We start from the raw sequence: 23,641 nt of genomic DNA on the forward strand, positions 1-23,641 counted from the left end.
CATCTACGGGCTGGGGCGTACCAGCGTCTGCGCCGAGCCGGGCGACTCGGGTGGCTCGTTCATCTCGGTGGACCAGGCCCAGGGGGTCACCTCCGGCGGCTCCGGCGACTGCACCACGGGTGGTGTCACCTACTTCCAGCCGGTCAACGAGATCCTCACCGCCTACGGCCTGACCCTGCTGACCGACAGCACCGCCACCCCACCAGGCGCCGCCTCACCCGCTCCGGAGGTCTGCGCCGGCTACCCGAACACCTACACCGGCACGCTGAACAACGGTCGGTCCGTCTCCCAGCCGAGCCGGTACTACCGGGCCGCCGTCGCCGGCACGCACTCCGCCTGCCTGGACGGCCAGATCAGCTACACCGGCCCGCCCGGCTTCTACCGCTACCGGGTGGTCTCGGTGAGCGGCTCCGGCCCCTACACACTGAAGGCCAAGACGCCCGGCAGGTAACACGTCATGTCTCGCGGAGTGAGACAGATGGCCGGGGCGGCGGTACGGCGATGTAGAGTGCCTAAGACCTGCTTGTCAGGTTTCCAACTGAATATTTGCTCATCCAGAGGGGTGGAGGGATCGGCCCTGCGAAGCCCCGGCAACCATCCCGGTTCAAGACTCGTGATCGACACGAGGTCGGCCGGGACAGGTGCCAATTCCGGTCTGTGACCAGGGTGGTCCGCAGACGAAGATGAGGGAAAGGCCTCGCTTCATGGCGCTCGCAACCACTGAGAACACCACCGCCTCGCTCAGCCGTGTCGAAGACACGCAAAACCAGCACTTCGGCCCCGCCGTGGCCCTGTCCTGTCGCGAGTGCGGTGCCCGCTACGACCTCGGCCCGAGCTTCGCCTGTATCGAGTGTTTCGGGCCCCTTGAGATCGCCTACGACTTCGGGCGGGTGACCCGGGAGCAGATCGCCGAGGGGCCGGCCAACATCTGGCGTTACCGCTCGCTGCTGCCCGTCCCCGCCGACGTGGCCTCCAAGCCCAACATGGAGCCCGGCTGGACCAGGCTCGTCAACGCCGGCAACCTCGCCCGCGAGCTGGGCATGCGCTCGCTGCACGTGAAGGACGACTCCGGCAATCCCACGCACTCCTTCAAGGACCGCGTGGTGGCCATCGCCGTCGAGGCGGCCCGTAACTTCGGCTTCCACACCCTCTCCTGCTCCTCCACCGGCAATCTGGCCGGTGCCGCCGCTGCCGCCGCCGCGCGGGCCGGGCTGGACGCCTGCGTGTTCATCCCCGCCGACCTGGAGGAGGCCAAGATCGTCATGGCCTCCGTGTACGGGGGCAGGCTCATCGGCATCGAGGGCACCTACGATGATGTGAACCGCTTCTGCTCGGAGCTCATCGGCGACGAGCTGGGCGAGAAGTGGGGATTCGTCAACGTCAACCTCCGGCCGTACTACGCCGAGGGCTCCAAGACGCTGGCGTACGAGATCGCCGAGCAGCTCGGCTGGCGCGTTCCTGACCAGATCGTCGTGCCGGTCGCGTCGGGTTCCCAGCTCACGAAGATCGACAAGGGTTTCAAGGAACTGATCGAGCTCGGTCTCGTCGAGGACAGGCCGTACAAGATCTTTGCGGCCCAGGCCGAGGGATGCTCCCCGGTCTCCGCCGCCTACAAGGCGGGCCACGACGTGATCCGCCCGGTGAAGCCGGACACGATCGCCAAGTCGCTGGCGATCGGCAACCCCGCCGACGGTCCGTACGTGCTGGACATCGCCCGCCGCACCGGCGGCGCGGTCGAGGACGTCACCGATCCCGAGATCGTCGACGCGATCCGGCTGCTGGCCAGGACCGAGGGCATCTTCGCCGAGACGGCCGGAGGTGTCACCGTCGGCGTGCTCCGCAAACTGGTCGCGGCGGGGAGGCTCGACCCGGAGGCGGAGACCGTGGTTCTCAACACCGGCGACGGTCTCAAGACCCTCGACGCGGTGGCCGCCGAGGCGCGCCCCACCGCTGTGATTCGCCCCTCCCTTGACGCATTCCGTGCGGCAATCGCCTAGAAATCGTGAAAGGTACTGAATTATGAGCGTTTCTGTGCGGATTCCGACGATTCTCCGGACTTACACCGATGGTGCTGCCGAGGTGAGCGGAGAGGGCGAGACCCTGCGCGGCGTCCTCCAGAAGCTTGACGCGGACTTCCCGGGGATCGGTGCCCGAATTCTTGATGAAACGGGTAAGATCCGCCGTTTTGTCAACGTCTATGTCGGAGATGAGGATGTCCGCTTCGCTGACAACCTCGACACGGCCACGCCCTCCGGTGTCCAGATCTCCATCATCCCGGCGGTCGCCGGGGGCTGAGACCCACCGCCGCCGCACTCTCCCAAGGGTGCTCGCGACGCCTCTCCATGACACCCGCCCGGCTCCGGCCGCGTGCGGGTGTCATGCTTTGTGGCGTAAACCGGTATTTGCGGTGGGGAAAGATGATGTAATCTTTAACTAACTAATAGTGATAGTCAAACTATGTTCTCGTACTAAATGCTCTTGTAAAGAGCTAGTTTGGTGCTTGACTCTGTTGCCCAACCGGTTCCCACAGGTATGGTCGAGGACGATCGATGTGGCGAAGTCTGCCCCGGAGATTGAGGACTTCGCGAGAGGAATGGGCGTCGTCCTTAAGTCCAGTAAGAGGAGTCGCAAGTGGCGCAGGGCACCGTCAAATGGTTCAACGCGGACAAGGGCTACGGCTTCATCGCGGTAGACGGTGGTAAGGATGTGTTCGTCCATTACTCCGCGATCATGATGGATGGCTACCGTGCACTCGAACAGGGCCAGCGAGTCGAGTTCGAGATCACCCAGGGGCAGAAGGGTCCCCAGGCGGAGTCCGTCCGGGCGGTCTGACATGGCCGTCCCGTGACCCCGCGGGAAGGCTTCGGTGGACCCCGCGGCAGCGCAGCCCGCCGGATCCACACCACCTAGGCCCGGCTCGCCTCCCCAATCGGCGAGCCGGGCCTTCGCTTTGCGCGGAACACACGCCCGCATGGCGCGGCGTATGCACTGACGTGGCCCGGAGCGGATGCCCGCCTCGGGCGCGACGCAGGTCAAGGGATCGTGGCTTGCACTCGACAGGGTAGAGTGCTAAACACATTGTTGGCACTCACGCATAGAGAGTGCCAACCCTGGATCGAGGCGATGGGGCCCACCGAACGGAGTCGTGGGCCCACATGCCGTCGCGGGCGTCGGCTCGGTCCGGTGCAAGCCACCCTGTCTCTGGGAGGTCTAGCCGTATGGCAGCCAAGATGATCGCGTTTAACGAGGACGCCAGGCGCGGTCTCGAGCGTGGCATGAACCAGCTCGCGGACGCCGTTAAGGTGACCCTCGGCCCCAAGGGCCGCAATGTCGTTCTGGAGAAGAAGTGGGGCGCCCCCACCATCACCAACGATGGTGTCTCCATTGCGAAGGAGATCGAGCTCGAGGACCCGTGGGAGAAGATCGGGGCCGAGCTCGTCAAGGAGGTCGCCAAGAAGACCGACGACGTCGCGGGTGACGGCACCACCACCGCCACCGTGCTCGCTCAGGCTCTCGTACGCGAGGGTCTCCGCAACGTCGCCGCCGGCGCCAACCCGATGTCCCTGAAGAAGGGCATCGAGGCCGCCGTCGAGCGTGTGTCGGAGGAGCTGTCCAAGCTGGCCAAGGACGTGGAGACGAAGGCGCAGATCGCCTCCACCGCTTCCATCTCCGCGGGTGACCCGCAGATCGGCGAGATGATCGCCGAGGCGATGGACAAGGTCGGCAAGGAAGGCGTCATCACTGTCGAGGAGAGCAACACCTTCGGCCTGGAGCTTGAGCTCACCGAGGGCATGCGCTTCGACAAGGGTCTCACCTCGATGTACTTCGTGACCGACCCGGAGCGTATGGAGGCCGTCCTCGACGACCCGTACATCCTGGTCGTCAACTCCAAGGTGTCCGCCAACAAGGACCTGCTCCCGGTTCTCGACAAGGTCGTGCAGGCCGGCAAGCCGCTGCTGATCATCGCCGAGGACGTCGAGGGCGAGGCCCTGGCCACCCTGGTCGTCAACAAGATCCGCGGTCTGTTCCGCTCGGTCGCCGTCAAGGCGCCCGGTTTCGGTGACCGCCGCAAGGCCATGCTGGGCGACATCGGCATCCTGACCGGTGCCCAGGTCATCAGCGAGGACCTCGGTCTCAAGCTGGAGTCCACCACCCTGGACCAGCTCGGCCGTGCCCGCCAGGTCATCGTCACCAAGGACGAGACCACCATCGTCGACGGTGCCGGTGACGCCGAGCAGATCGCCGGTCGGGTCAACCAGATCCGTGCCGAGATCGACAACACCGACTCCGACTACGACCGCGAGAAGCTCCAGGAGCGTCTCGCCAAGCTGGCCGGCGGCGTGGCCGTCATCAAGGCCGGCGCGGCGACCGAGGTCGAGCTCAAGGAGCGCAAGCACCGCATCGAGGACGCCGTTCGCAACGCGAAGGCGGCCGTCGAGGAGGGCATCGTCCCCGGCGGTGGCGTGGCCCTGCTGCAGGCCGGCGCCAAGGCGTTCGACAAGCTGGAGCTCTCCGGCGACGAGGCCACCGGTGCCGCGATCGTCAAGAAGGCCCTTGAGGAGCCGCTGAAGCAGATCGCCATCAACGCCGGCCTTGAGGGTGGCGTCGTGGTGGAGAAGGTGCGCAACCTTCCCGCGGGTGAGGGCCTCAACGCCGCCACCGGCGAGTACGTCAACCTGTTCGAGACGGGCATCATCGACCCGGCCAAGGTGACGCGTTCCGCTCTGCAGAACGCGGCGTCCATCGCGGCGCTGTTCCTCACCACCGAGGCCGTCATCGCTGAGAAGCCCGAGAAGGCTTCGGCCGCCCCCGCCATGCCCGGCGGCGGCGACATGGACTTCTGAGTCCAACCGCTTTCGCATAAAAGAGGCGACCCTGAGATGTCGGGGCCGCCTCTTTTGCGTGTTTCCCGAGGTCTCGTCCTGACGGCCGCCACAGGAGAGACCGTGAGCTGTGGTATTCGATCAGGAAGCCACCCGTGCGGAACCGCGGGGCTCGAAAACCTGGCCGACAACACAGAGAAGGGGAGGCTGTGATCACATCCATGCCGTTTGACTGACTTCGGCACCATCGAGCAATGAATGGACAGGGCGGGCGTACCAAGGGCTCAAGCCAGCGTGTCGTTTCCGGGACATGATGCCGTGCGGCCATAGAACGAAGTCCCTGCTGTGGGGATGGGGTTCTTGGAGGTACGGCGGTAGGTGAGGGGAACGATGGATCATAACCACTGGAAACCATCTGGTCGGTTACCGGGGGGTGGGTGGCGGTCGCGCGTCCTTCCAGCCATGGCGGTGCTGGTCATCATGGCCGGCCTGGCGGTGCCGACGGCCACGGTCGCGGCGACCACGCCGCCGGAGAACGTCGTCTACGTGACCAACTCGCAGTCGAACACCGTTTCGGTGATCGACACGACGACCAACAAGGTCACCGCCACCATCCCGGTCGGTGAGAACCCCATCGGGGTGGCGGTCGCTCCCGACAACGCGCATGTCTACGTGACCAACGCGCAGTCGAACACCGTTTCGGTGATCGACACGAGGATCAACAAGGTCACCGCCACCGTCCCCATCAACGGCCACCCTGTCGGGGTCGACGTCTCCTACGGAGGCACCCGTGTCTACGTGACCAACTCGCAGTCGAACACCGTTTCGGTGATCGACACGGCGACCAACAGGGTCATCGCCATCATCCCGGTCGGCCACAGCCCGTTCAGGCTCACCGCCATTCCCTATCGCCGTGTCTACGTGGCCAACCAGGACTCCAACACCGTGTCGGTGATCAGCACGGTGACCAACAGGGTCATCGCCACCATCCCGGTCGGCCGCAGCCCGTTCGGAATCAGATTCGCCCCCAACCGCCTCCGCGTCTATGTGGCCAACCAGGACTCCGACACCGTGTCGGTGATCAGCACGAGGACCAACAAGGTCATCGCCACCATCTCCGCCGGTAACAATCCCTCCAGGGTCGCGGTCTCCGCTGACAGTGCCCTCGTCTACGTGACCAATCTGCTCCCGAACCTCGTGTCGGTGATCGATGCCAAGACCAACAAGGTCATCGTCAGGATCCCGGTCGAGGGCGCTCCCTTCGGGATCACGATCTCCCCTGACGGCGCCCAGGTCTACGTGACCAACCTGGACACGGACACCGTGTCGGTGATCGACGCCAAGACCAACAAGGTCATCAGCGTCATCCCGGTCGGCAGGAATCCTTTCGGGATCAGAGCGGCGAACCCCGTGCGCAGGCCGAGGAACCTTCCGTACCGCTCGGCGCCGGCCTCCCGGGACGCGCCGATCAGGCGGTCACCCGGTGAGCTGGGTGGGAAGCTCCCGGGCGTGCAGGACGGTCAGTGAGGTGACCGCCCGGGTCAGGACCACGTACAGGCGGGCCAGGCCGCGGGGTTCGGCGTCGACGATGTCCGCGGGTTCGACCACGATCACGTGGTCGTACTCCAGGCCCTTGGCCAGGGTCGCCGGGATGACCAGGATGCGGTGGTCCTCGACGGTGTCGGGGCTCAGCACCCGGTGGTCCAGATCGGACAGGGCCTCGGACGCGGCGCCCACCAGGGCGTCGGGGACGATGACGCCGATCGAGCCCTGGCGGGCGAGTGCCTCCCGCGCGGCATGGGCCAGCGCCGTGGCCAGGTCGGGGGCCGGCCGCACCGACAGGGAGCCCGCGCCGGGGCGCAGTGACCGGGGGGCGGCCAGGTCCGGAGCGACGGAGGGCAGCAGCCTGGCAGCGTAGTCGAGGACCTCGCGGGGCACGCGGAAGCCGAGGGTCAGTTCGGTGACGACGCCGTCCTCGAAGCCCAGATGACCCAGGACCTCGCTCCAGGACCGGGCGGACCAGGGCGTGGTGCCCTGGGCGAGGTCGCCCAGGACGGTGGCGGAGCCGGTGCGGCAGCGCCGGCCGAGGGCGCGCAACTGCATCGCCGACAGGTCCTGGGCCTCGTCCACGACCAGGTGGCCCAGCGGGACGGTCCGCTCGATCATGTCGCCCAGCTCGTCCATCAGCGCGCCGTCGGCCGCCGACCACTTCGCCGAGCGAAAGGACTTGGCCGGCTTGGGCCAGAGCAGCAGCGACTGCTCGGCGGCGGTGAGATCGTCCTTGGCGGCGGCGGCGAGGAAGGCGGGGTCGCTGAACAGCCGGTGGAGCACCTGCTGCGGAGTCAGCTTGGGCCAGACCGCGTCCACGAGCTGCCTGACCGGCTTGGACCTGGCGACCGCGTCCTGCACCCGATCGTCGGGAGACTCACCGCGCTGCTCCATCCGGACGAGCACCAGGTGGGCGAGCCGCTGGGCGAGCGTCGTGCGCCCCGGACCGTAGCGGGTGGTGCCGCGGAGCGAGGCGACGATCTCGCGGACCTCGTGGTCCGCCACCCGGTAGCGGTTGATCCCCTTGGTGAACAGCACGCCCTCGGTGGGCTTGACCACGTGCGCCCACAGGGCGCGTCGGAGTACACCGACAATCTTCGCGTCGCCCTTGAGCGTGCCGACCGCGGGGTCCTCGGGCGCGGAGTGGTCGCCGAGGATCCCGGCGACCGTGGTCTGGTCGACCTTGACCTCGCCCAGCGCGGGCAGGACCGAGGAGATGTAGGAGAGGAACGCCCGGTTCGGGCCGACGATCATCACGCCCGACCTGGCGAGCCGCTCACGGTGGGTGAAGAGCAGGTAGGCGGCCCGGTGCAGGCCGACGGCGGTCTTCCCGGTGCCGGGGGCACCCTGGACGCACACCGTCCGGCCGAGTTCGGAGCGGACGATCTCGTCCTGGTCGGGCTGGATCGTCGCGACGATGTCGCGCATCGGTCCCGAGCGGGGGCGCTCGATCTCCTCGGTGAGGATCCTGCTCTGGGCGGGGGCGGCGTCGCCCGAATCGAGGCGCTCGTCCTCGTAGGCGGTCAGGTCGCCGCCCTGGTAACCGAATCGGCGGCGCAGCACGACGCGCATCGGATCGGACGGACTGGCCTGGTAGAAGGCCCGTGAGACCGGGGCACGCCAGTCGATCACCAGGGGGCGGCTGCGGTCGTCGTGGACGTGTCTGCGTCCGACGTAGACCGTGCCGGGAAGGTCGTCGCCCGCCTGGCGGTCGAGGCGGCCGAAGAACAGGGGCGTGCCCGAGTGGTCGGCGAGCGCCGCGACCCGCTGGTCCAGCAGCGCCTGCAGGATCTGCTGGGAGACCCAGTCTCCGGCGGCGTCGGAGGAGAGGGACTGGGCGTGCTCGCGCATCGCGCGCAGCGCCGTTCTGGAGGTGGCCAGGTGCTCGCGCTCGGTGGCGAGGATCCGGGCGGGATCATCGGTTATGTCAAGGGCCAATTGATGTGCGGGCACGCTGAAGCGCCTCCCATTCGATAAACGGAGGTGGTGGTCATCGGGTAGCGAATGGACCAGCTTAGCGGCGATGCGGGTGTGTCTCAAAAGGATTAACGCCGGACTGGGGTGCGGTGAGCGCGGGTATCCCGATGGTCGTGCGGATCTCCCCTGTCATACCGACGGTCGCCAATCTTCTACTGGCCGCGCTCTGGGGGCTTTCGGTGTTCGCGGGCTGGGGAACGGAGGCGTTCTGCTCCGACCCGGGCTGCGTGGCTCGGCTGGGCGGGGTGGCCGGGGCGTCGGCCCTGTTCGCGGTAATCGCGGCCGGCTGCACGGCGGGCGCCTGGCTGGTGCCCCGGATTCGCGATGACGAAAATCGTTTTATCACCCTGATGATCGCTGCGGTGATCATGTGGATGATCGCGGAAAGCGTTTTCTTTGTCGGCGGCCTGATCGTTCGGTAATCGTCCTGGCACCCTCCGTCATTCTCCTGGGAAATGGTGAAAAAGCCAGGCGAACATGGTGACTCCCGCAGATCATGGGGGTATGTCGCCAGTGGCCGTAAGGCCTAGCGAGGGGGTGGTTTGTTTGTCGAAAGCCCGCGGGATTTCGTGGACCTGACACAAATTGACGGCGTGTTCGCCAGGTGGGGCTATTCTCCGGCGAGCACGTCGTCCGCGTCGATGATCTGATACGCGTACCCCTGCTCGGCCAGGAACCGCTGCCGGTGGGCGGCGAAGTCCTGATCGACCGTGTCGCGGCTGACCACCGAGTAGAACCGGGCCCCGCCTCCGTTCGCCTTCGGCCGGAGCACCCGGCCGAGCCGCTGCGCCTCCTCCTGCCGCGACCCGAAGGTGCCCGAGACCTGGATGGCCACCGCCGCCTCCGGCAGGTCGATCGAGAAATTGGCGACCTTGGAGACGACCAGGACCTGGATCTCCCTGTCGCGGAAGGCCTGGAAGAGCCGCTCCCGCTCCTTGACCTTCGTCTCCCCCTTGATCACCGGCGCGTTCAGGTGTTCGCCCAGCTCGTCGAGCTGATCGATGTACTGCCCGATGACCAGCACCTGCTCGCCCGGGTGCTGCCGGACCAGGGCCTCGGTCACCCGCGTCTTGGACGGTGTGGTCGCGCAGAACCGGTAGCGCTCCTCGGACTCGGCCATCGCGTAGGCCAGCCGCTCGGCGTCGGTCAGCGTCACCCGCACCTCGACGCAGTCGGCCGGGGCGATCCAGCCCTGGTTCTCCATCTCCCGCCATGGCGCGTCGTACCGCTTGGGGCCGATCAGGGAGAACACGTCGCCCTCGCGGCCGTCCTCGCGCACGAGCGTCGCGGTCAGGCCCACCCGCCGCCTGGCCTGCAGATCGGCGGTCATCCGGAAGATCGGCGCGGGCAGCAGGTGCACCTCGTCGTAGACGACCAGGCCCCAGTCGCGGGCGTCGAACAGCTCCAGGTGCCGGTAGACGCCCTGCCTGCGGGTCGTCATCACCTGGTACGTGGCGATGGTGACGGGCCGGATCTCCTTCTTCGTGCCGGTGTACTCGCCGATCTCGTCCTCGGTCAGCGAGGTCCGCTTGAGCAGTTCCTGCTTCCACTGGTGCGCCGAGACCGTGTTGGTCACCAGGATCAACGTCGTCGCCTTGGCCTGCGCCATCGCCGCCGCGCCCACGATCGTCTTGCCCGCGCCGCAGGGGAGCACGACGACGCCGGAGCCGCCGTGCCAGAACGCCTCGGCGGCCTCCCGCTGGTAGGTGCGCAGCTCCCAGCCGTCCTCGGTGAGCGCGATCGGGTGGTGCTCACCGTCGACGTACCCGGCCATGTCCTCGGCGGGCCAGCCCAGTTTGAGCAGGTGCTGCTTGATGTTGCCGCGCTCGCTCGGGTGCACGGCCACGCCGTCGTCACCCAGCCGCTCGCCCAGCAGCGGCTGGATCTTCTTGGAGCGCAGCACCTCCTCCAGCACGGCCCGGTCGGTGCTGGTCAGGACGAGCCCGTGGACGAGGTGCTTCTCCAGGCGGAGCCTGCCGTACCGTGACATCGTCTCGGCGACGTCGACCAGCAGCGCGTGCGGCACGGGGTAGCGGCTGTGCGCGATCAGCGCGTCGATCACCTGCTCGGCGTCGTGCCCGGCGGCCCGCGCGTTCCACAGCGCCAGCGGGGTGATGCGGTAGGTGTGCACGTGCTCGGGCGCGCGCTCCAACTCGGCGAACGGGGCGATCGCCTTGCGGCACTCCCCGGCCTTCTCGTGATCGACCTCAAGGAGCAGGGTCTTGTCCGATTGGACGATCAGTGGTCCGTCAGTCACAGACTTCTCCCTATGGTCACTGCGGGTTACGGTGGATCAGCTCATGGTCGCACTCGCGGGTGCGCCCCCGCTCCATGTCTCCTGTGTGCAACGGGCGGAAGCGCCCAGGCAGTCCCGTCTCCCGCCCGGCGTGATCGATCTCACCGCCCGGCCATCCCTCGCCTGCCCGGTCTACGGCACCCGTGCGCGACCACAGCCGTGGATGGCGATCCCCGGAGATGTTCAGTCGAAGGCGCCGTTGATGCCGGCGATGATGAAGGCGGCCACACCCAGGATGATCAGCCCGATGTTGATGCCGATGCTGATCCAGGTCCACTTGAGCAGGTTCCTGGCGGCTGGGGGGTCGGTGTCCACCCTACCCAGGGCGACACTCGACAGGATGACGCCGATCAGGCCGCCGAGGGTCACGTAGCAGCTCAGCGTACACACGATGCTGATGACCATGGCGACGATCGCGTGGGTCCTGACACCCTCGGTGTTGCGGTACGGGGGCGCGCCGTAGCCCTTTCCGTAGCCGGGCTGGCCGTAGCCCTGACCGTAACCGGGCTCGCCGTAACCAGTCTGGCCGTAGCCGGGCTCGCCGTAGCCGGGCTGTCCGTAGCCGGGCTGGTCGTAACCGGGCTGGTCGTATCCAGGCTGTCCGTATCCAGGCTGGTCGTAGCCGGGCTGGCCATAACCGGGGGCCTGGTAGCCGGACGGCTGGGAGTGCCCGGAGTGGTGTCCCTGCTGGGGTTGGCCGTAGCCGGGGGTCTGGCCGGGCCCCGTGTTGTAGGGGCTCTTCCAGTCGTCCGGGTTGGTGCTGGGGCCTTCGGAGTGACCGCTGCTCACTGTGGATCTCTCGCTTCTGTGGAGCTCGGAACATCAACAGGTATCACGATATGGGGCATGAGCCGTGCGCCTTCGGAGAATGGACTCGGTCGGGTTCCGGCAGCCAGGCCCTACCCTCTGGGACCTCTGCCCATCGCGGCCGCTCAGGTGGCGCCCCGCCGTGTCGCCGGCCACCGCGGCCCCCTCCCTCCGCCTTGCGAGGCTCACCCGACCGATCCTCGCGATGGCAAGGTCCGCGGGACAGAGCCCAAGGCCGAGATGAGACTGAGAAGGGGCCCTCGCGTCCCGGCGAGTGACGCGGTCCCGCGGGACCGGTGACCGAGCCCGCGGCGGCCCCATCCTCGGATCGAGACTACCCCCGTGGCCTTTCCCCGGCACGCCGGGGCCGCGCCCCGATCCCGGTCGGCCCCACCGAGGATGTCTCAGGCGATGTCGGCGATGCCGGTGATGCGGTGCAGGGCGAAGCGGTGCACCGCCGCCCGGGTCTCGTCGTAGGCGGTGAGATAGCCGCCCTCCATCCGGGCCGGTTCGAGGATCCGGCTGGTGGCGTTGCCCTGGGAGTCGAGGTAACCGATCCAGACCTGAGAGCCCTGCCGGATGGCCTCGCGCAGGGCGACGATCGTCGAGGTGGCGGGGGAGCGTGGCACCTGGCCGCCGGGGGCTGCCACCGGGGCCCTGCGGGCCTGGTGGGCGGCGTCACCCGCGCGCACGGCGCGGACGGCGGCCGCCACCACATCGGCCTCGGGGCCGCCGAACGTGACCGGGGCGCGGGCCGCCAGGGTGCTCTCGGTCCTGTGGACGTCGAGCTGGGTGATGATCACGTCGCCGTCGAGGGACTCCGCGGCCGGGGCGTACCCCATCGCGCGGAGCGAGTCGACCAGCGTCGGCCGGGAGGACTTGGAAGCGATCACCGTGGGGGCGAGTCGCCGCAGCCGTAGCGGGATCGCCCGCTTGTCGGCCATCACCTCGTCCAGCAGCGAGGAGTCGTCGCATCGCACGTACGCGCTCGCCGTGCCGACGCGCATCCGGCCGTGGCGCCGGGCCACGTCGGTGACCAGGTAGCTAAGCGGTTGCGGCACCGGCGTGGTCGAGTGGCGCTCCAGCATGGCGAGCATCTCCTCGGCGCCCTGCCCGGCGTCCAGCGCCCGCCGGATCGACCGCTCGTCGAAGCGGTAGACCGTCGCACCGCCGGTCGACTCCACCTCGGCCGCCAGCGCCAGCCACCGTCTCAGGTCACCGGTGAGCGGCCCGGGGGCGACGGCGGTCAGGTCGGCCTGGAGGAGCACATGGTCGAGCGGCTCGGGCAACAGCGGGAGCAGCAGGCGGGCGGCGGAGGCGACGCGGCCACCACCGGGGTCACCGGAGACGCCGGGGCCGTCGAGGGTTTCGGGGAGCAGGGCGCGGCCGTGGCCGGAGAGCAGCCCGAGGCCGGTGACACCGATCTGCTCGGCCTCGCGCAGCGTGAACTCCACCAGCTGGTCGCGCTGGCCGCCGCGACGGCGGGGCTGCTCCCAGGCCAGACGCGCCCGTACCGCGTCGAGAGTGGGTGCCACCCCCGGCGTCGAGGCGAGCATGGCCAGGGTGGTGGCGCGGACCTCGGCTGCGGCGGCGCGGCGCAGATCGGGGTGGAGGGCGTTGAGCAGCCGGTCACGCTCGTCGCGCTCGCCGATGACCCCCGGCACCCGGTCCATGGTGAGCCAGGCGCCCGCCAGCATGGCCCAGCGGTCCTCGGTGGCCTTCACCCGCCAGCCGTCGTAGCCGGGGGTGGGCATCCACTCCCCGTCGACCGCGCCGCTCGCCGCGACCAGCCCCGCCGCGTAGCACACCTCGATGATCAGCCCCGCCACCCACTCGGGCAGGTCGAGGAGGGTCGCGACCCGTTTGAGATCGCGCACGGCCAGGCCGCCGCCGCGGAGCACGCCGGGCGGGTCGACGCTCCAGCGCTCACACAGTTCCTCCACCGCGCGGGTGAAGGTGAACGCCTGTCCGGCCGCGGTACGGTCGGCGAGCCTCTGGTCGCGCTCGGTGCCCCCGGTCGCGGGCGGGAGGGGGGACAGGTCCCGGTGGATCCGGCCGTCGCGCAGGAACAGCGCGACCTCGCGGGGCAGCACCACGGTCTCCTCACCGGTGGCGGCCAGCAGCGCGCGGGAGAGGAGCTGCTCGATCGGCGACTGCGCGCCGGCGGCCCGAACCTCGCGGCGGGCGTTGGGCACCCGGCCGCTGGCCGGCCCCCAGGCCAGCTCGTTGAGCGCCGACCGGGCCTGCGGCGAGACCTCCTCGACCAGCCGTCCGACGATCTCCGGGTCGCCGAGCAGCGCGGCGAGGGCCTCCCTGGTGTCGCCGTCCCCGCCTCCGATGTCCTGGACCAGCTCGGCCAGCCGCTCGGCGGAATGGTGCCGGAACGCCTCCTCGGCGGGCGGGCCGAGCCCGGCGGGACCGTCCAGCACCTCCCGTACACCGGGGGCCGGGGCCAGGGCCCGGTCGGGCCCGTAGACCAGCGCCATGGTGCGCAGCCGCTCGACCGCCTCCTTGAGGGCGCTCTGGAACGCCGGGCCCGCCGTCCCCGGCAGGGCGCGGGCCAGCTGGGCGCGTAGTGACCGGTAGGGGACGGGAGCGCCGAGCACGACCAGCGTCTCCATGACCGCGAGGGTGAACCGGTCGAGCCGGTCGAGTGCCCTGCCCACCGCCGACGGGCTGCAGGCTCGCCCGGCCAGCCCCTCCAGATGCGCGGGCACGGGGGTGATGAGCTCGGGGCGTACGGAGACGAGCGCCCGCAACCGGTCGTCGCTCTGACTGCGCAGCCACTCGGTGAACTCCGTGCTCATTCCGTCAATGGTAAGAGGCTTGACCGACATCATGCGGCCTGAGCGAATTTCGTGATCACACAAAGGGGGTGAATCGATCACGTGATGGGTGGTGAATGGGGGAAGAAGCCCACGAGCGAGACGATGTCGAGAGAGGATGGCCAGCGTGATCGAGCGTGCCGACCAGCTCGTCCTGGACTACGTCAGCAAGGCGGCCGACGCCGCCCAGGGCGTGCTGCAGCCGAGGCAGCGGATCGACTTCGTCACGGTGCTGCGCAGGCGGATCGACGCCGAGCGGGCGGGGACGGACGACCCGGTCGTCGTGGAGAGGGTGCTGGCCCGGTTCGGTGACCCCGCCGCGCTGGTCCGCCGCGAGCTGCGCCGCCTGGGCGTCCAGCCGCGCTCCCGGGCCGCGGGCGTCGTCGCTCCGGCCACGCCCCTTGCCGCGCCCACACCGGACGATCCCGCCCTCGGTTCCGATCCGGCGGACCCCGACGAGACCACGGATTTCGGCGTCCCCGCTCCCCGCCGGCCCGTGCGGGGGCATCCGTACGCCTCGACGGGAGTCCCCTCGGACGCCGCCGAGCCCGCACCGGGCGATCCCGGCCCCTCGGCCGCTCGGGTGTCGGGGCGAAGGGACCCCGACGACGGCCCGGGTGGCGGAGAGGAATCCGTGGACGAGTGGGAGGACATCGTGGAGGGTGATCCGCCGACCGAGGAGATACCGCTCATACGGGAGCCCTTGCCGCGGGAAGCGCAGGACGCGCGGGGAGCCCCGGCTGAGGCGCGGGAGGCCGCACCGGCGGCACCCGCGGCGTCGGAGACGCCTCGGCCAAAGGACACGGGGCCACGGCCCCAGCTGCCGCCCGGTGTGGTCAGGGGCATGCGGGAGGCGGAGGAGCTACTGGCCGGGCGGCGGGTACGTGGTCAGCGGGGGTGGCCGCGCCGGCGAAGCCCGGCTCGGTCGCGAGAGGACGTCGCCCCCGGCGCACGTGACACCCGGGCGATCCTGCTGAGCCACCGGCGTGAGACGGTCGGCTTGGGCCTGCTCGCCCTGGCGGGACTGCTGATCCCCATCCCTTTCCCCCCGATCGCGATCTTTCGGATCCCGGTGCTGGTCTGGGCCGTCGCGGTGCTCGTCGTGATCGCCTGTCAGAGCTGGCACACCTCTGACAAGGTGCTCGGGATGGCCGCTCCGATCGTGAGCTACACCCTCGGTGGCGGCCTGGTCGCCCTTGTCCGGGCCAGGAACGACCTCGGCACCGTGGTGGACGAGTTCTTCGGCATCAGCGGGCTCATGTTCCTGCTGGGCGCGGCATGGGGGGTCTTCTGGCTGGCCTACCGCCTGTTCGACTCCGAGATCACCCCGGGGCGGGGAGGCAGGTGACGCTCCGCGGGCCGTGCCGGGCCGCTCAGCCGATGGCCTGGACCGCCGACCGGGGCAGCAGGCCGAGCGCGAGGCACACCCAGGCGGCGACGAAACGGTCGCGCTCCGCGCGAGCGGGGGGTTCGCCCACGGTCTCCTCGAACAGCCGGTAGTGGACCACCGCCCCACCGAGCACGGCGCCGATGGCGGGCCAGTCGGCGTCGGCCCCGGCGTACTCGGGCTGGGCGCGGAACCAGGTGGTGATCGCGTCGAACATGGGCTGCAGGAGGCCCTCGCGTACGGTCGCGACCAGCTCGGGGAACTGGCTCAGGTCGCGGAAGAAGACGCGCGTGAGATCTCTCTCCTCGCGGACCTTGGCCAGCCCGGCCCTGCACAGGTGGGCCAGCCGCTCCTCGATCTCGGTCGAGGTGTCGACGGCGCTGAGGTCGGCCAGGGTCTCGGCGATCTGCGCCCGTGTTCTGGCCGCGTGCTCGTTCACCGCCGCGGCCAGCACCTCGTACTTGGACTTGAAGTGCCGGTAGAGACCCCCGGCGCCCGGTGACAGCCCGGAGGCGGCCTCGATCTCGGCCACCGAGGTTGCCGAGTAGCCCCGCTCGGCGAACAGCCGCAGGGCTTCGTCGATGATCCGCTCGCGCGTTGATCTGGTCATTTCTCTGCCGATACCTCCACCATGACCCTATCCAGTGCCGACCGTGCCGGGTCGCACCGCGCCGGTCCAAGCCCGCTGTGAGGGCGCGTTCGCCGGGAGGGCACGCCCGCCGTCGGGCGCTCAGGGGAACCGGCCGGGGAGGTTTGCCCACCGGATAAGTAAACCCTTCTGGTGAGGGGTTCCACAGTGGGCGGCGTCATGTACAACACTTAGGATTGGCCATATTTAGGGGGATTTGGCATTCTTTGAGGGCTTCTCGAAGAAACCTCTTCGAGTAGCCGACAAGGAGCGGTGAGTGACCCGATGAACTCGGTGGGATTCGATCTCGACCTGACGCTTGCCGACACCCGCGCGGGCATCGCCGCCGTTTACGACGAGGTGGCGTCGCGCACCGGCTTCTTCATCGACAGCGACGCCGTGCTGGCACGGCTGGGGCCGCCGCTGGAGTGGGAACTGGCCAACTGGATGCCCGCCGCCGAGGTCTCCGCGGCGGCCGACGTCTACCGGCGGCTCTACCCGTCGATCGCGGTCCCGGTCACCACCCTCATGCCCGGTGCGCGCGAGGCGATCGACGCGGTACGGCGGGCCGGGGGCAGGGTCACCGTGGTGACGGGGAAGAACGCCCGCGACGCGGCGCACACCGTCGAGTTCCTCGGCCTGGAAGTGGACGAGCTCGTCGGATCGGTCTTCGGAGCGGCCAAGGGGCCCGCGCTCGCGACTTTCGGCGCCGCCGCCTATGTTGGAGATCATGTCGCGGACATCGAGGCGGCGCGAGCGGGAGGAGCCGTCAGTGTGGCGGTGGCAACGGGCGTCTATCCGGCGGTGGAACTGCGTGATCACGGAGCGGATGTGATCCTGGGCGACCTGACCGAGTTCACCGAATGGTTCGACAGCTGGCGAACTCCTACGGCTCTTGTGTAATTCGGGCCCCAATACACGGTCGCTCTCAGCGTCCGCTGGGCATAACCTACATCCATTCCTTTTCACGACAGTCTGAACGAGGTCACCCTGTGCCGAGTGGCAAGGTCAAGTGGTACGACGCCGACAAGGGTTTCGGTTTCCTCACTCGCGACGACGGCGGTGAGGTCTTCGTGCATTCTTCCGCGCTGCCCTCCGGCGTGGACTCCCTCAAGCCGGGCCAGAAGGTCGAGTTCGGTGTGGCCGAAGGGCGCCGCGGCCAGCAGGCGCTCTCGGTTCGACTGATCGACCAGCCCCCTACGCTCGCCAAGACCGCCAAGCCCAAGGGCAAGCGCAAGAAGCCCGACGAGATGGTCGTCATCGTGGAAGACCTGATCAAGCTTCTGGACACGGTCTCCACGTCGTACCAGAAGGGCAAACACCCCGAGGCCACGCACGCGAAGAAGATCGCTGCCGTGCTCCGGGCGGTGGCCGACGACCTGGACGACTGACAGCCCGCCCCCGCGTGCCCCGGCTCAGCCGTGGGGGGTGGTCAGCGGTCTGGTCCGCTTCTCGGTGGGGGCGTTCTCCGGCCGCACGACCACTGTGGCCGTCCCCGCGGCCCGCGGCCTGACCCACTCCGCGGACACCCCGTCCCGTGCGAACCGCTCTGTACCTTCGGCGGGACGGGGCCCCGAGTGGGAGGTGTCCGGACCTCGGGCGGCCTCGACCCTGGCGTCCACCTCCCGGACCCGCCTGCGGCGACGGACCAGCAGCCAGCCGAGCGAGCCCGCCAACACCACGGTCATCAGAGCCAGCCCGGCCGATCCGCCGGCGAACAGCGAGAGCAGCAGCCCGATCAGGCCGCCCAGCACCCAGGAGATCTGCAGGAAGGCCTCCACCACGCCGAACGTGGACGAGCGCACCTCCTCGCCGATCTCCCGTTGCACGATCGCGTCCAGCGCGAGCTTGCCCAGGCCCTGGGCGAAGGCGGCCACCAGCGCGACCGCCACCGCGCTCCACAGCTGGAAGACGACCGCGGCCAGCACCGTGATCGTGGTCGTCACCGCGAGCGTGGCCAGCACGATGACCTGCGGGGAGTGGTTGCGCACCCAGGAGGCCACGGCCGTGCCCGCCAGCCCGCCGGCACCGGCGGCCACGGCCAGCACACCGATGGCGACCGTCGGCGGCAGGCCGGGCAGGTTCCTGTCCTGCACGAGGAAGAGCAGGTAGAAGAGGAGGAACCCGGAGTAGAGGCGGATCGCCACGTTGGCCCACATCGCCTCGGCCACCACCGGGCCCACGTTCAGCATCGTGCGCCAGCGGTGCGGCCGCTCCTCGCCGCTCTCGTCCAGCTCCTCCAGGTCGGGGGAGTCGACGTGGCGCGGGAGCCGTACGGCCAGCACGCCCTGGAGCAGGAAGAGCACCGTCGCCCCGCGCAGCACCCACTCGGCGCCGAGCCAGGCGCTGACGCCCGCGCCGACCGGCACCGCGACGCCGGCCGTGACCAGTGCGAACAGAGCGACCCTCGCGTTGGCCGTGACCAGTGCGATATCGGCGGGCAGCACGCTCGGCATGATCGCCGCGCGGGAGACGTTGTACGCCTTCGACAGCACCAGCACGGCCAGCGCCGCCGGGAAGATCGTGAACACGTCGCCGGGGACGATCGCCGCCGCCATCGCGAAGCAGAGCAGCCCGCGGCCGAAGAGGGTGCCGGCCATCACGAAGCGCCGCCCCGAGCGAAACCGGTCGAGGACCGGGCCGACGAAGGGCGCGACCACCACGAACGGAATCATCGTGATCAGCAGGTAGAGGGCGACCTGGCCGCGGGCCTCGTTCACCGGGAGCTTGAAGAGCGTCCCGGCCAGGGCCGCGGTGACCAGGGCGTCACCCGCGCTGTGCGCGGCGGTCAGCTCGATCAGCTGACCCAGCCCGGTGCGGCCCGCGCCCTGGGCGTGGGTCAGCCGTCGCGCGGCCCGGCCCACTCGCTGGGTGCCGTTGACCGCGCCCAGGGCCGCCCGGGTCGTCGCCCGGCCCGTGCCCCGGCCGGCGCGCGCGCCGGCTCGGCCCGCGGCGGCGGCCGACCTGCCGACCCGCCGAGAGGCGTCACTCACCGTCTTACGAACCCGCTCCCACCCAGCTGCCACGTATCCAGTCATACCCGAAGGGCGGGGGAGTTGTCCGATGCGCCTGGTCACTCCCCGGGCTAACGGGAGTCCACGGTGCCGTTCGCTCCGGTCATGGGTGAGAATGAACTGTGAGCGCAGTGAGCGAGCGAGCCAGTAGGGACAGCAGCCGTCGTGCTGCGGGGCTGACGGGAGACGACTCGTGAGCCGGACTCGATCCCGCGCCGTGGTCCTTGACCAGGCGTGTGTCGCGGCCGTCGACCTGGCCCGTGCCGCGGTCGAGGAGAACGTCAGGCCGGGCGACGTGGGCGAGCACCTCGGGGTCGAGGGCGAGGGCGACCGTGTCGTCACCCACTACTTCGCATGTCTCGACCGCGCCTACCGCGGCTGGCGCTGGGCCGTCACCGTCGCCCGCGCCTCGCGGGCACGCAACGTGACGGTCAGCGAGGTCGTGCTCCTGCCGGGGGCGGGTGCGCTGATGCCGCCGCAGTGGGTGCCCTGGAGTGATCGGCTCCGCCCGGGCGACCTCGGCGTGGGCGACCTGCTGCCCACCTCGGAGGACGACGACCGGCTCGCGCCCGGTTTCACCGAGACCGGTGACGACTCCGACCAGCAGATGATCTTCGAGTACGGCCTCGGCCGCGCCCGGGTGCTCTCCCCGATCGGCCGGGACCGAGCCGTGCGACGCTGGCACTCCGGCGAGTCGGGACCGCACACCCCGCTCGCGCACGCCGCCCCGGCCCAGTGCTCGACCTGCGGTTTCTACTGGCCGCTCGCGGGTGCGCTGCGTACCGGCTTCGGTGTCTGCGCGAACGAGTACGCCCCCGACGACGGGCGGGTGGTCGCCGCCGACCACGGCTGCGGCGCGCACTCCGAGGCCGCGGTGCTGCCGCACCAGGTCGAGCCGACCGCGCCGATCCTCGACGATCTCTCGCTCTCGTACGACACCGCCGAGGACGTCCCGCAACCCGACCTGACCGGGTCGGTGGACGATACGGCCTCCGAGCCGCTCGGTCACTCCTGACCCGGCGCCGCCGGGTCTGTTCCGCCCCGCAGCCGCCCTCCCGGCGGTCCGCCTGGTCGTCGCCGTTCGGGCGCCGCTCCCGCGGTGTCCCGGCCGGGGCGCCCGGCCGCGGGGCCCCGACCTTTGGAAGATCGCCTTGACTGACATCTTCGGCACCGAACGACTGCGTTCCACCGTCCTGGCCGCGTGGAAGGCATCGCCCGCGCGTTTCCGCGAGGACGCCAACGCGGAGGAGGACTTCGCGCTCGGCGGCTACCGTGACCGGCTGATCGTCGAGCTCGCCCAGAACGCCGCGGACGCCGCGCTCCGCGCCGGGGTGCCGGGAAGGCTACGTCTCTCGCTGCGCGAGGGCGTGCTGTCGGCGGCCAACATCGGCGCTCCCATCGACACCCACGGGATCGAGGCGCTGTCCACGCTGCGCGTCTCCGCCAAGCGCGGCGACGCCCACGCGGCCGGCCGGTTCGGCGTCGGGTTCGCGGCCGTGGTGTCGGTCTGCGACGAACCGGTGATCGGCTCGCTCGGCTCGGGGGTCGTCCGCTGGTCCCGCGACCAGACCGCCGCCCTGGTGGCCGCCGAGCCCGAGCTGGCCAAGGAACTCGCCGAGCGCGGCGGGCACGTCCCGCTGCTGCGCCTGCCCTTCCCCGCCGGCCCGATCGAGATCCCCGCCGGGTTCGACACGCTCGTGCGGCTGCCGCTCCGGGACGGGGCGGCCGAGGACGCCGTCAGAGCGATGTTGAGGGAGACCAGCCCGGCTCTGCTGCTGGGCCTGCCCGCTCTGGAGATGATCGAGGTCGACCTGGACGGGGAGACGAGGATCGTCACCGCGGAGGGCTGGAAGGTCGTCTCGGTCTCCGGGCGGTTCACCCCCGAGCAGATGGCCGAGCTCTTCGCCGACCGCCCGACCGAGGAGCGCTCCCGGCCGCACTGGCTGGTCCGCTGGGCCGTACCCGTGAGCGAGGCGACCGGGGAGCCCCGGCCGCTGCCCGCGCTGGTGCCGCCCGTGGTGCACGCGCCCACGCCGAGCGACGAGCCGCTCGACCTGCCGGCGCTGTTGATCGCCTCGCTCCCGATGGCCACCGACCGGCGGCACGTCGCACCGGGCCCGCTGACCGACTTCCTGGTCGAGCGCGCCGCGGACACCTACCTGGAACTGCTCGCCGGCCTGCCGCGGACGCCCCGGCTGCTCGACCTCGTCCCCGGCCTGATGGGCAAGGGCGAGCTCGACGCGAGCATCCGCCGGGCGATCCTGCGCAGGCTCCCCGACGCCCCGCTGCTCCCCGCGCTCTCCCTGCCGGCCGGCCAGGGTTCCGAGGCCGGCTCCGGCGAGGCCGGAGCCTCGCTGCTGCTTCCCGACGACTTCGCGGAGAGCGCCGGCGCGGCCTGGGCTCCGCCCGCGGTCGGCGCGGACCTGGTCATCTCGGGGCGGCAGGCGTCCGTGGTCACGGCCACGGCCGAGCTGCTGGAGAGGGTCGCCCCGATGATCGGTGGGCTGCTGCCCGCGGGGTGGCCGTCACGGCATCCGGCGATCAACGCGCTCGGCGTCAGGCGGGTGCGGCTCTCCGACATCGTGGACATGCTCTCCGGCGACGCCGTCAAGGACAGGGATCCGGCCTGGTGGCGGTCGCTGTACGAGGTGCTGCCCGCCGACGACCCGGAGGCGCTCGGCGCGCTGCCGGTGCCGCTCGCCGACGGCCGCCTGGTCAGAGGGCCACGCGGCACGCTGCTGCTGACCGACGGCTCCGCGCTGGATCCGGCGGTTCTCGCCCCGCTCGGGCTGCGCGTGGTGCACCCGGACGCGGCCCACCCCCTCCTGCTCAGGCTCGGCGCGGGTGAGGCGACGCCCCGCACGGTCCTGGAGGATCCGCTGACCCGCTCCGCCGTCTCGGAGTCGATGGAAAGCCCCGACCCGGAGTCGGTGGCCCAGGCGGTGCTCGCGCTGGTCGACGCCGCGGGGCTGACCGCAGGCGACGCGCCCTGGCTGGCCGAGCTGGCGTTGCGTGGCGCCGACGGCGAGCTGTACCCGGCGGGCGAACTGCTCCTCGCCGACGGGGCGCTGGCCGGGCTGCTCGACGCGGAGACGCACTTCGGCACCGCCGCGCCCGAGCTGGTCGAGCGGTACGGCCGGAGGGTACTCGCCGCGGTCGGGGTGCTGGACGGCTTCGCCGTGGTCAACGACCACGATGTCATGATCGACCCGGACGAGTGCGACCACGACCTCGACCGCGAGGACGAGTGGCTGGAGACGGTCCTCGACCTGCTGCCCGAGATGAACGTGCCGCCGGTCGCCCGGGAGTTCTCCGCGGTCCGGGACCTGGAGTACGTCGCCGACTGGCCCGCCGCCCTCGCCCTGCTGTCCCGTCCGCCGCTCCGCTCGGTCCTGCACCCGCTGCGGGTCCTGGTGTCGGGGGAGGTCGTGGAGATCCCGTCCTACACCGCGTGGTGGCTCTCCACGCACCCGGTGCTCGGCGGCAGGCGCCCCACGCAGCTGCGGCTCCCGGCGGGCGACCCGCTGCTGTTCGGCCTGTACGGGGACGCCCCGGCGGATCTCGACGAGGCCGCGCTGGCGATGATCGGCGTCCGGAGCACGCTGGCCGACCTGCTCGCCTCCCACGGAGGTCCGGACGAGCTGCTCGATCTGCTGGGCGACCCCGCCGTGGAGGTGGACCGGGCGCAGCTCCGCGCCCTGTGGGTGGCCCTCGCCGCCGTCGACCCCGCCCGTGTCGCGCCCCCGCGCGCCGTCCGCGCGGTCCTGGGTGACGAGATCGTCGTCGTCGACGCCGCTGACGGCCGGCCGGTTTCCGCCGACGCCGGTTCGGGGAACGAGGGCGCGGGCGAGCCGGTCGTGGTCGAGGCACCCGACCTGCTGCCGCTCGTCGCGGGACGGCCGTTGATCCTGGCCCCGTTCGACCTGGCGGAGGCGCTCTCCGAGCTGCTCGACCTGCCGCTGGCCGGGGAGGAGGCGGCCGGGGAGGTGACGTCCTCAGGCGAGGTCCGCGATGTCCCGCCCGCGGTACGGTCGCTGCTGCCGACCGCGCCGGCGAGCTACGTGGCGCACGAGCGGCTGCTGGTGGACGGCGTCCCCGCGGCCTGGCGGTTCTTCGAGGGCACGGTGCACGCCTCGGATGTGGAGGGGCTGGCACGCGGGCTCGCCTGGGCGTCCGGCCAGTGGGGCGACCGGCTCGCGGTGGCGGCGCTGCTGCGCGATCCCGCGGCGGTGCCGTTGCTGCTCGCCGAGGCCGACCTGGACAGCTGGACCGCCTCGACCTAGGGGCTCGCCTGGATGCGCGTTTCCTCGTGCGCCGGGCGAGAATCGATCGGGTG

Annotated in this window: 18 protein-coding genes and 1 riboswitch; of the genes, 12 read left to right on the forward strand and 6 right to left on the reverse strand. The window is 70.4% G+C overall.

What is annotated here, in order from left to right; translation table 11 throughout:
* From IG98_RS0135275 to IG98_RS0135300, 6 genes are all read left to right on the forward strand, one after another.
* The coding region (locus tag IG98_RS0135275; RefSeq protein ID WP_030922538.1) for a trypsin-like serine protease at nt 1-451 on the forward strand (451 nt) is incomplete at its 5' end.
* Nucleotides 452-547: 96 nt separating this feature from the next.
* A riboswitch (SAM riboswitch) is annotated at nt 548-690 on the forward strand.
* Between the two features lie 14 nt (nt 691-704).
* Nucleotides 705-1,997, forward strand: coding sequence for a threonine synthase (gene thrC / locus IG98_RS0135280; protein ID WP_030922541.1), 1,293 nt, complete (start codon nt 705-707; stop codon nt 1,995-1,997).
* Between the two features lie 22 nt (nt 1,998-2,019).
* Nucleotides 2,020-2,295 (forward strand): MoaD/ThiS family protein, encoded by a 276-nt coding sequence (locus tag IG98_RS0135285; protein ID WP_030922544.1) that lies wholly within the window; start codon nt 2,020-2,022, stop codon nt 2,293-2,295.
* 336 nt (nt 2,296-2,631) lie between these two features.
* Entirely contained in the window at nt 2,632-2,832 is a 201-nt protein-coding gene (locus IG98_RS0135290) for a cold-shock protein (protein ID WP_012895270.1), read from the forward strand.
* A gap of 386 nt (nt 2,833-3,218) precedes the next feature.
* On the forward strand, nt 3,219-4,844 hold the full coding sequence (groL, locus tag IG98_RS0135295; RefSeq protein WP_030922547.1) for a chaperonin GroEL: 1,626 nt from the start codon (nt 3,219-3,221) through the stop codon (nt 4,842-4,844).
* 441 nt (nt 4,845-5,285) lie between these two features.
* Nucleotides 5,286-6,350 carry a YVTN family beta-propeller repeat protein gene (locus IG98_RS0135300; protein ID WP_051753354.1) on the forward strand — a complete coding sequence of 355 codons (1,065 nt, stop codon included), beginning with the start codon at nt 5,286-5,288 and terminating at the stop codon, nt 6,348-6,350.
* On the opposite strand, the gene IG98_RS0135305 is transcribed toward IG98_RS0135300, so the two are convergent.
* On the reverse strand, nt 6,300-8,324 hold the full coding sequence (locus tag IG98_RS0135305; protein WP_051753355.1) for a HelD family protein: 2,025 nt from the start codon (nt 8,322-8,324) through the stop codon (nt 6,300-6,302). The genes IG98_RS0135300 and IG98_RS0135305 overlap by 51 nt on opposite strands.
* A 113-nt stretch (nt 8,325-8,437) precedes the next feature.
* Between IG98_RS0135305 and IG98_RS0135310 the strand changes: the two genes are divergently transcribed.
* Nucleotides 8,438-8,770 (forward strand): hypothetical protein, encoded by a 333-nt coding sequence (locus tag IG98_RS0135310; RefSeq protein ID WP_030922555.1) that lies wholly within the window; start codon nt 8,438-8,440, stop codon nt 8,768-8,770.
* Nucleotides 8,771-8,958: 188 nt separating this feature from the next.
* Here IG98_RS0135310 and IG98_RS0135315 read toward each other — a convergent pair whose 3' ends face one another.
* The 3 genes from IG98_RS0135315 to IG98_RS0135325 form a co-directional block, all read right to left on the reverse strand.
* The gene (locus IG98_RS0135315) at nt 8,959-10,605 is read right to left on the reverse strand and encodes a DNA repair helicase XPB (protein WP_030922557.1); all 1,647 of its coding nucleotides are present in this window, start codon (nt 10,603-10,605) and stop codon (nt 8,959-8,961) included.
* A gap of 222 nt (nt 10,606-10,827) precedes the next feature.
* The gene (locus IG98_RS52820; protein WP_051753356.1) at nt 10,828-11,433 is read right to left on the reverse strand and encodes a DUF4190 domain-containing protein; all 606 of its coding nucleotides are present in this window, start codon (nt 11,431-11,433) and stop codon (nt 10,828-10,830) included.
* A gap of 422 nt (nt 11,434-11,855) precedes the next feature.
* A complete protein-coding gene (locus IG98_RS0135325; RefSeq protein WP_030922563.1) occupies nt 11,856-14,258 on the reverse strand; it encodes a helicase-associated domain-containing protein in 2,403 nt (800 codons plus the stop codon).
* A gap of 145 nt (nt 14,259-14,403) precedes the next feature.
* Here IG98_RS0135325 and IG98_RS51245 point away from each other — a divergent pair, with 145 nt between their 5' ends.
* On the forward strand, nt 14,404-15,624 hold the full coding sequence (locus IG98_RS51245) for a hypothetical protein (protein ID WP_157594705.1): 1,221 nt from the start codon (nt 14,404-14,406) through the stop codon (nt 15,622-15,624).
* 25 nt (nt 15,625-15,649) lie between these two features.
* Here IG98_RS51245 and IG98_RS0135335 read toward each other — a convergent pair whose 3' ends face one another.
* Entirely contained in the window at nt 15,650-16,273 is a 624-nt protein-coding gene (locus tag IG98_RS0135335; protein WP_030922569.1) for a TetR/AcrR family transcriptional regulator, read from the reverse strand.
* A 291-nt stretch (nt 16,274-16,564) separates the two neighbouring features.
* On the opposite strand from IG98_RS0135335, the gene IG98_RS0135340 reads away from it, so the two are divergent.
* Both IG98_RS0135340 and IG98_RS0135345 read left to right on the forward strand, forming a co-directional pair.
* Nucleotides 16,565-17,194, forward strand: a complete 630-nt coding sequence (locus IG98_RS0135340) for an HAD family hydrolase (RefSeq protein WP_030922572.1) — start codon at nt 16,565-16,567, stop codon at nt 17,192-17,194.
* A gap of 89 nt (nt 17,195-17,283) precedes the next feature.
* Entirely contained in the window at nt 17,284-17,682 is a 399-nt protein-coding gene (locus IG98_RS0135345) for a cold-shock protein (protein WP_030922576.1), read from the forward strand.
* 24 nt (nt 17,683-17,706) lie between these two features.
* Here IG98_RS0135345 and IG98_RS45695 read toward each other — a convergent pair whose 3' ends face one another.
* The gene (locus tag IG98_RS45695; protein ID WP_063766344.1) at nt 17,707-19,284 is read right to left on the reverse strand and encodes an MFS transporter; all 1,578 of its coding nucleotides are present in this window, start codon (nt 19,282-19,284) and stop codon (nt 17,707-17,709) included.
* Nucleotides 19,285-19,498: 214 nt separating this feature from the next.
* On the opposite strand from IG98_RS45695, the gene IG98_RS0135355 reads away from it, so the two are divergent.
* Both IG98_RS0135355 and IG98_RS0135360 read left to right on the forward strand, forming a co-directional pair.
* The gene (locus IG98_RS0135355; protein ID WP_030922580.1) at nt 19,499-20,320 is read left to right on the forward strand and encodes a DUF3027 domain-containing protein; all 822 of its coding nucleotides are present in this window, start codon (nt 19,499-19,501) and stop codon (nt 20,318-20,320) included.
* Between the two features lie 136 nt (nt 20,321-20,456).
* Nucleotides 20,457-23,588, forward strand: coding sequence for a sacsin N-terminal ATP-binding-like domain-containing protein (locus IG98_RS0135360; protein ID WP_051753357.1), 3,132 nt, complete (start codon nt 20,457-20,459; stop codon nt 23,586-23,588).
* Nucleotides 23,589-23,641: the final 53 nt, after the last annotated feature.

Origin of the sequence: Streptosporangium amethystogenes (genome assembly GCF_000721075.1) — a bacterium.
Taxonomy (GTDB): domain Bacteria; phylum Actinomycetota; class Actinomycetes; order Streptosporangiales; family Streptosporangiaceae; genus Streptosporangium; species Streptosporangium amethystogenes.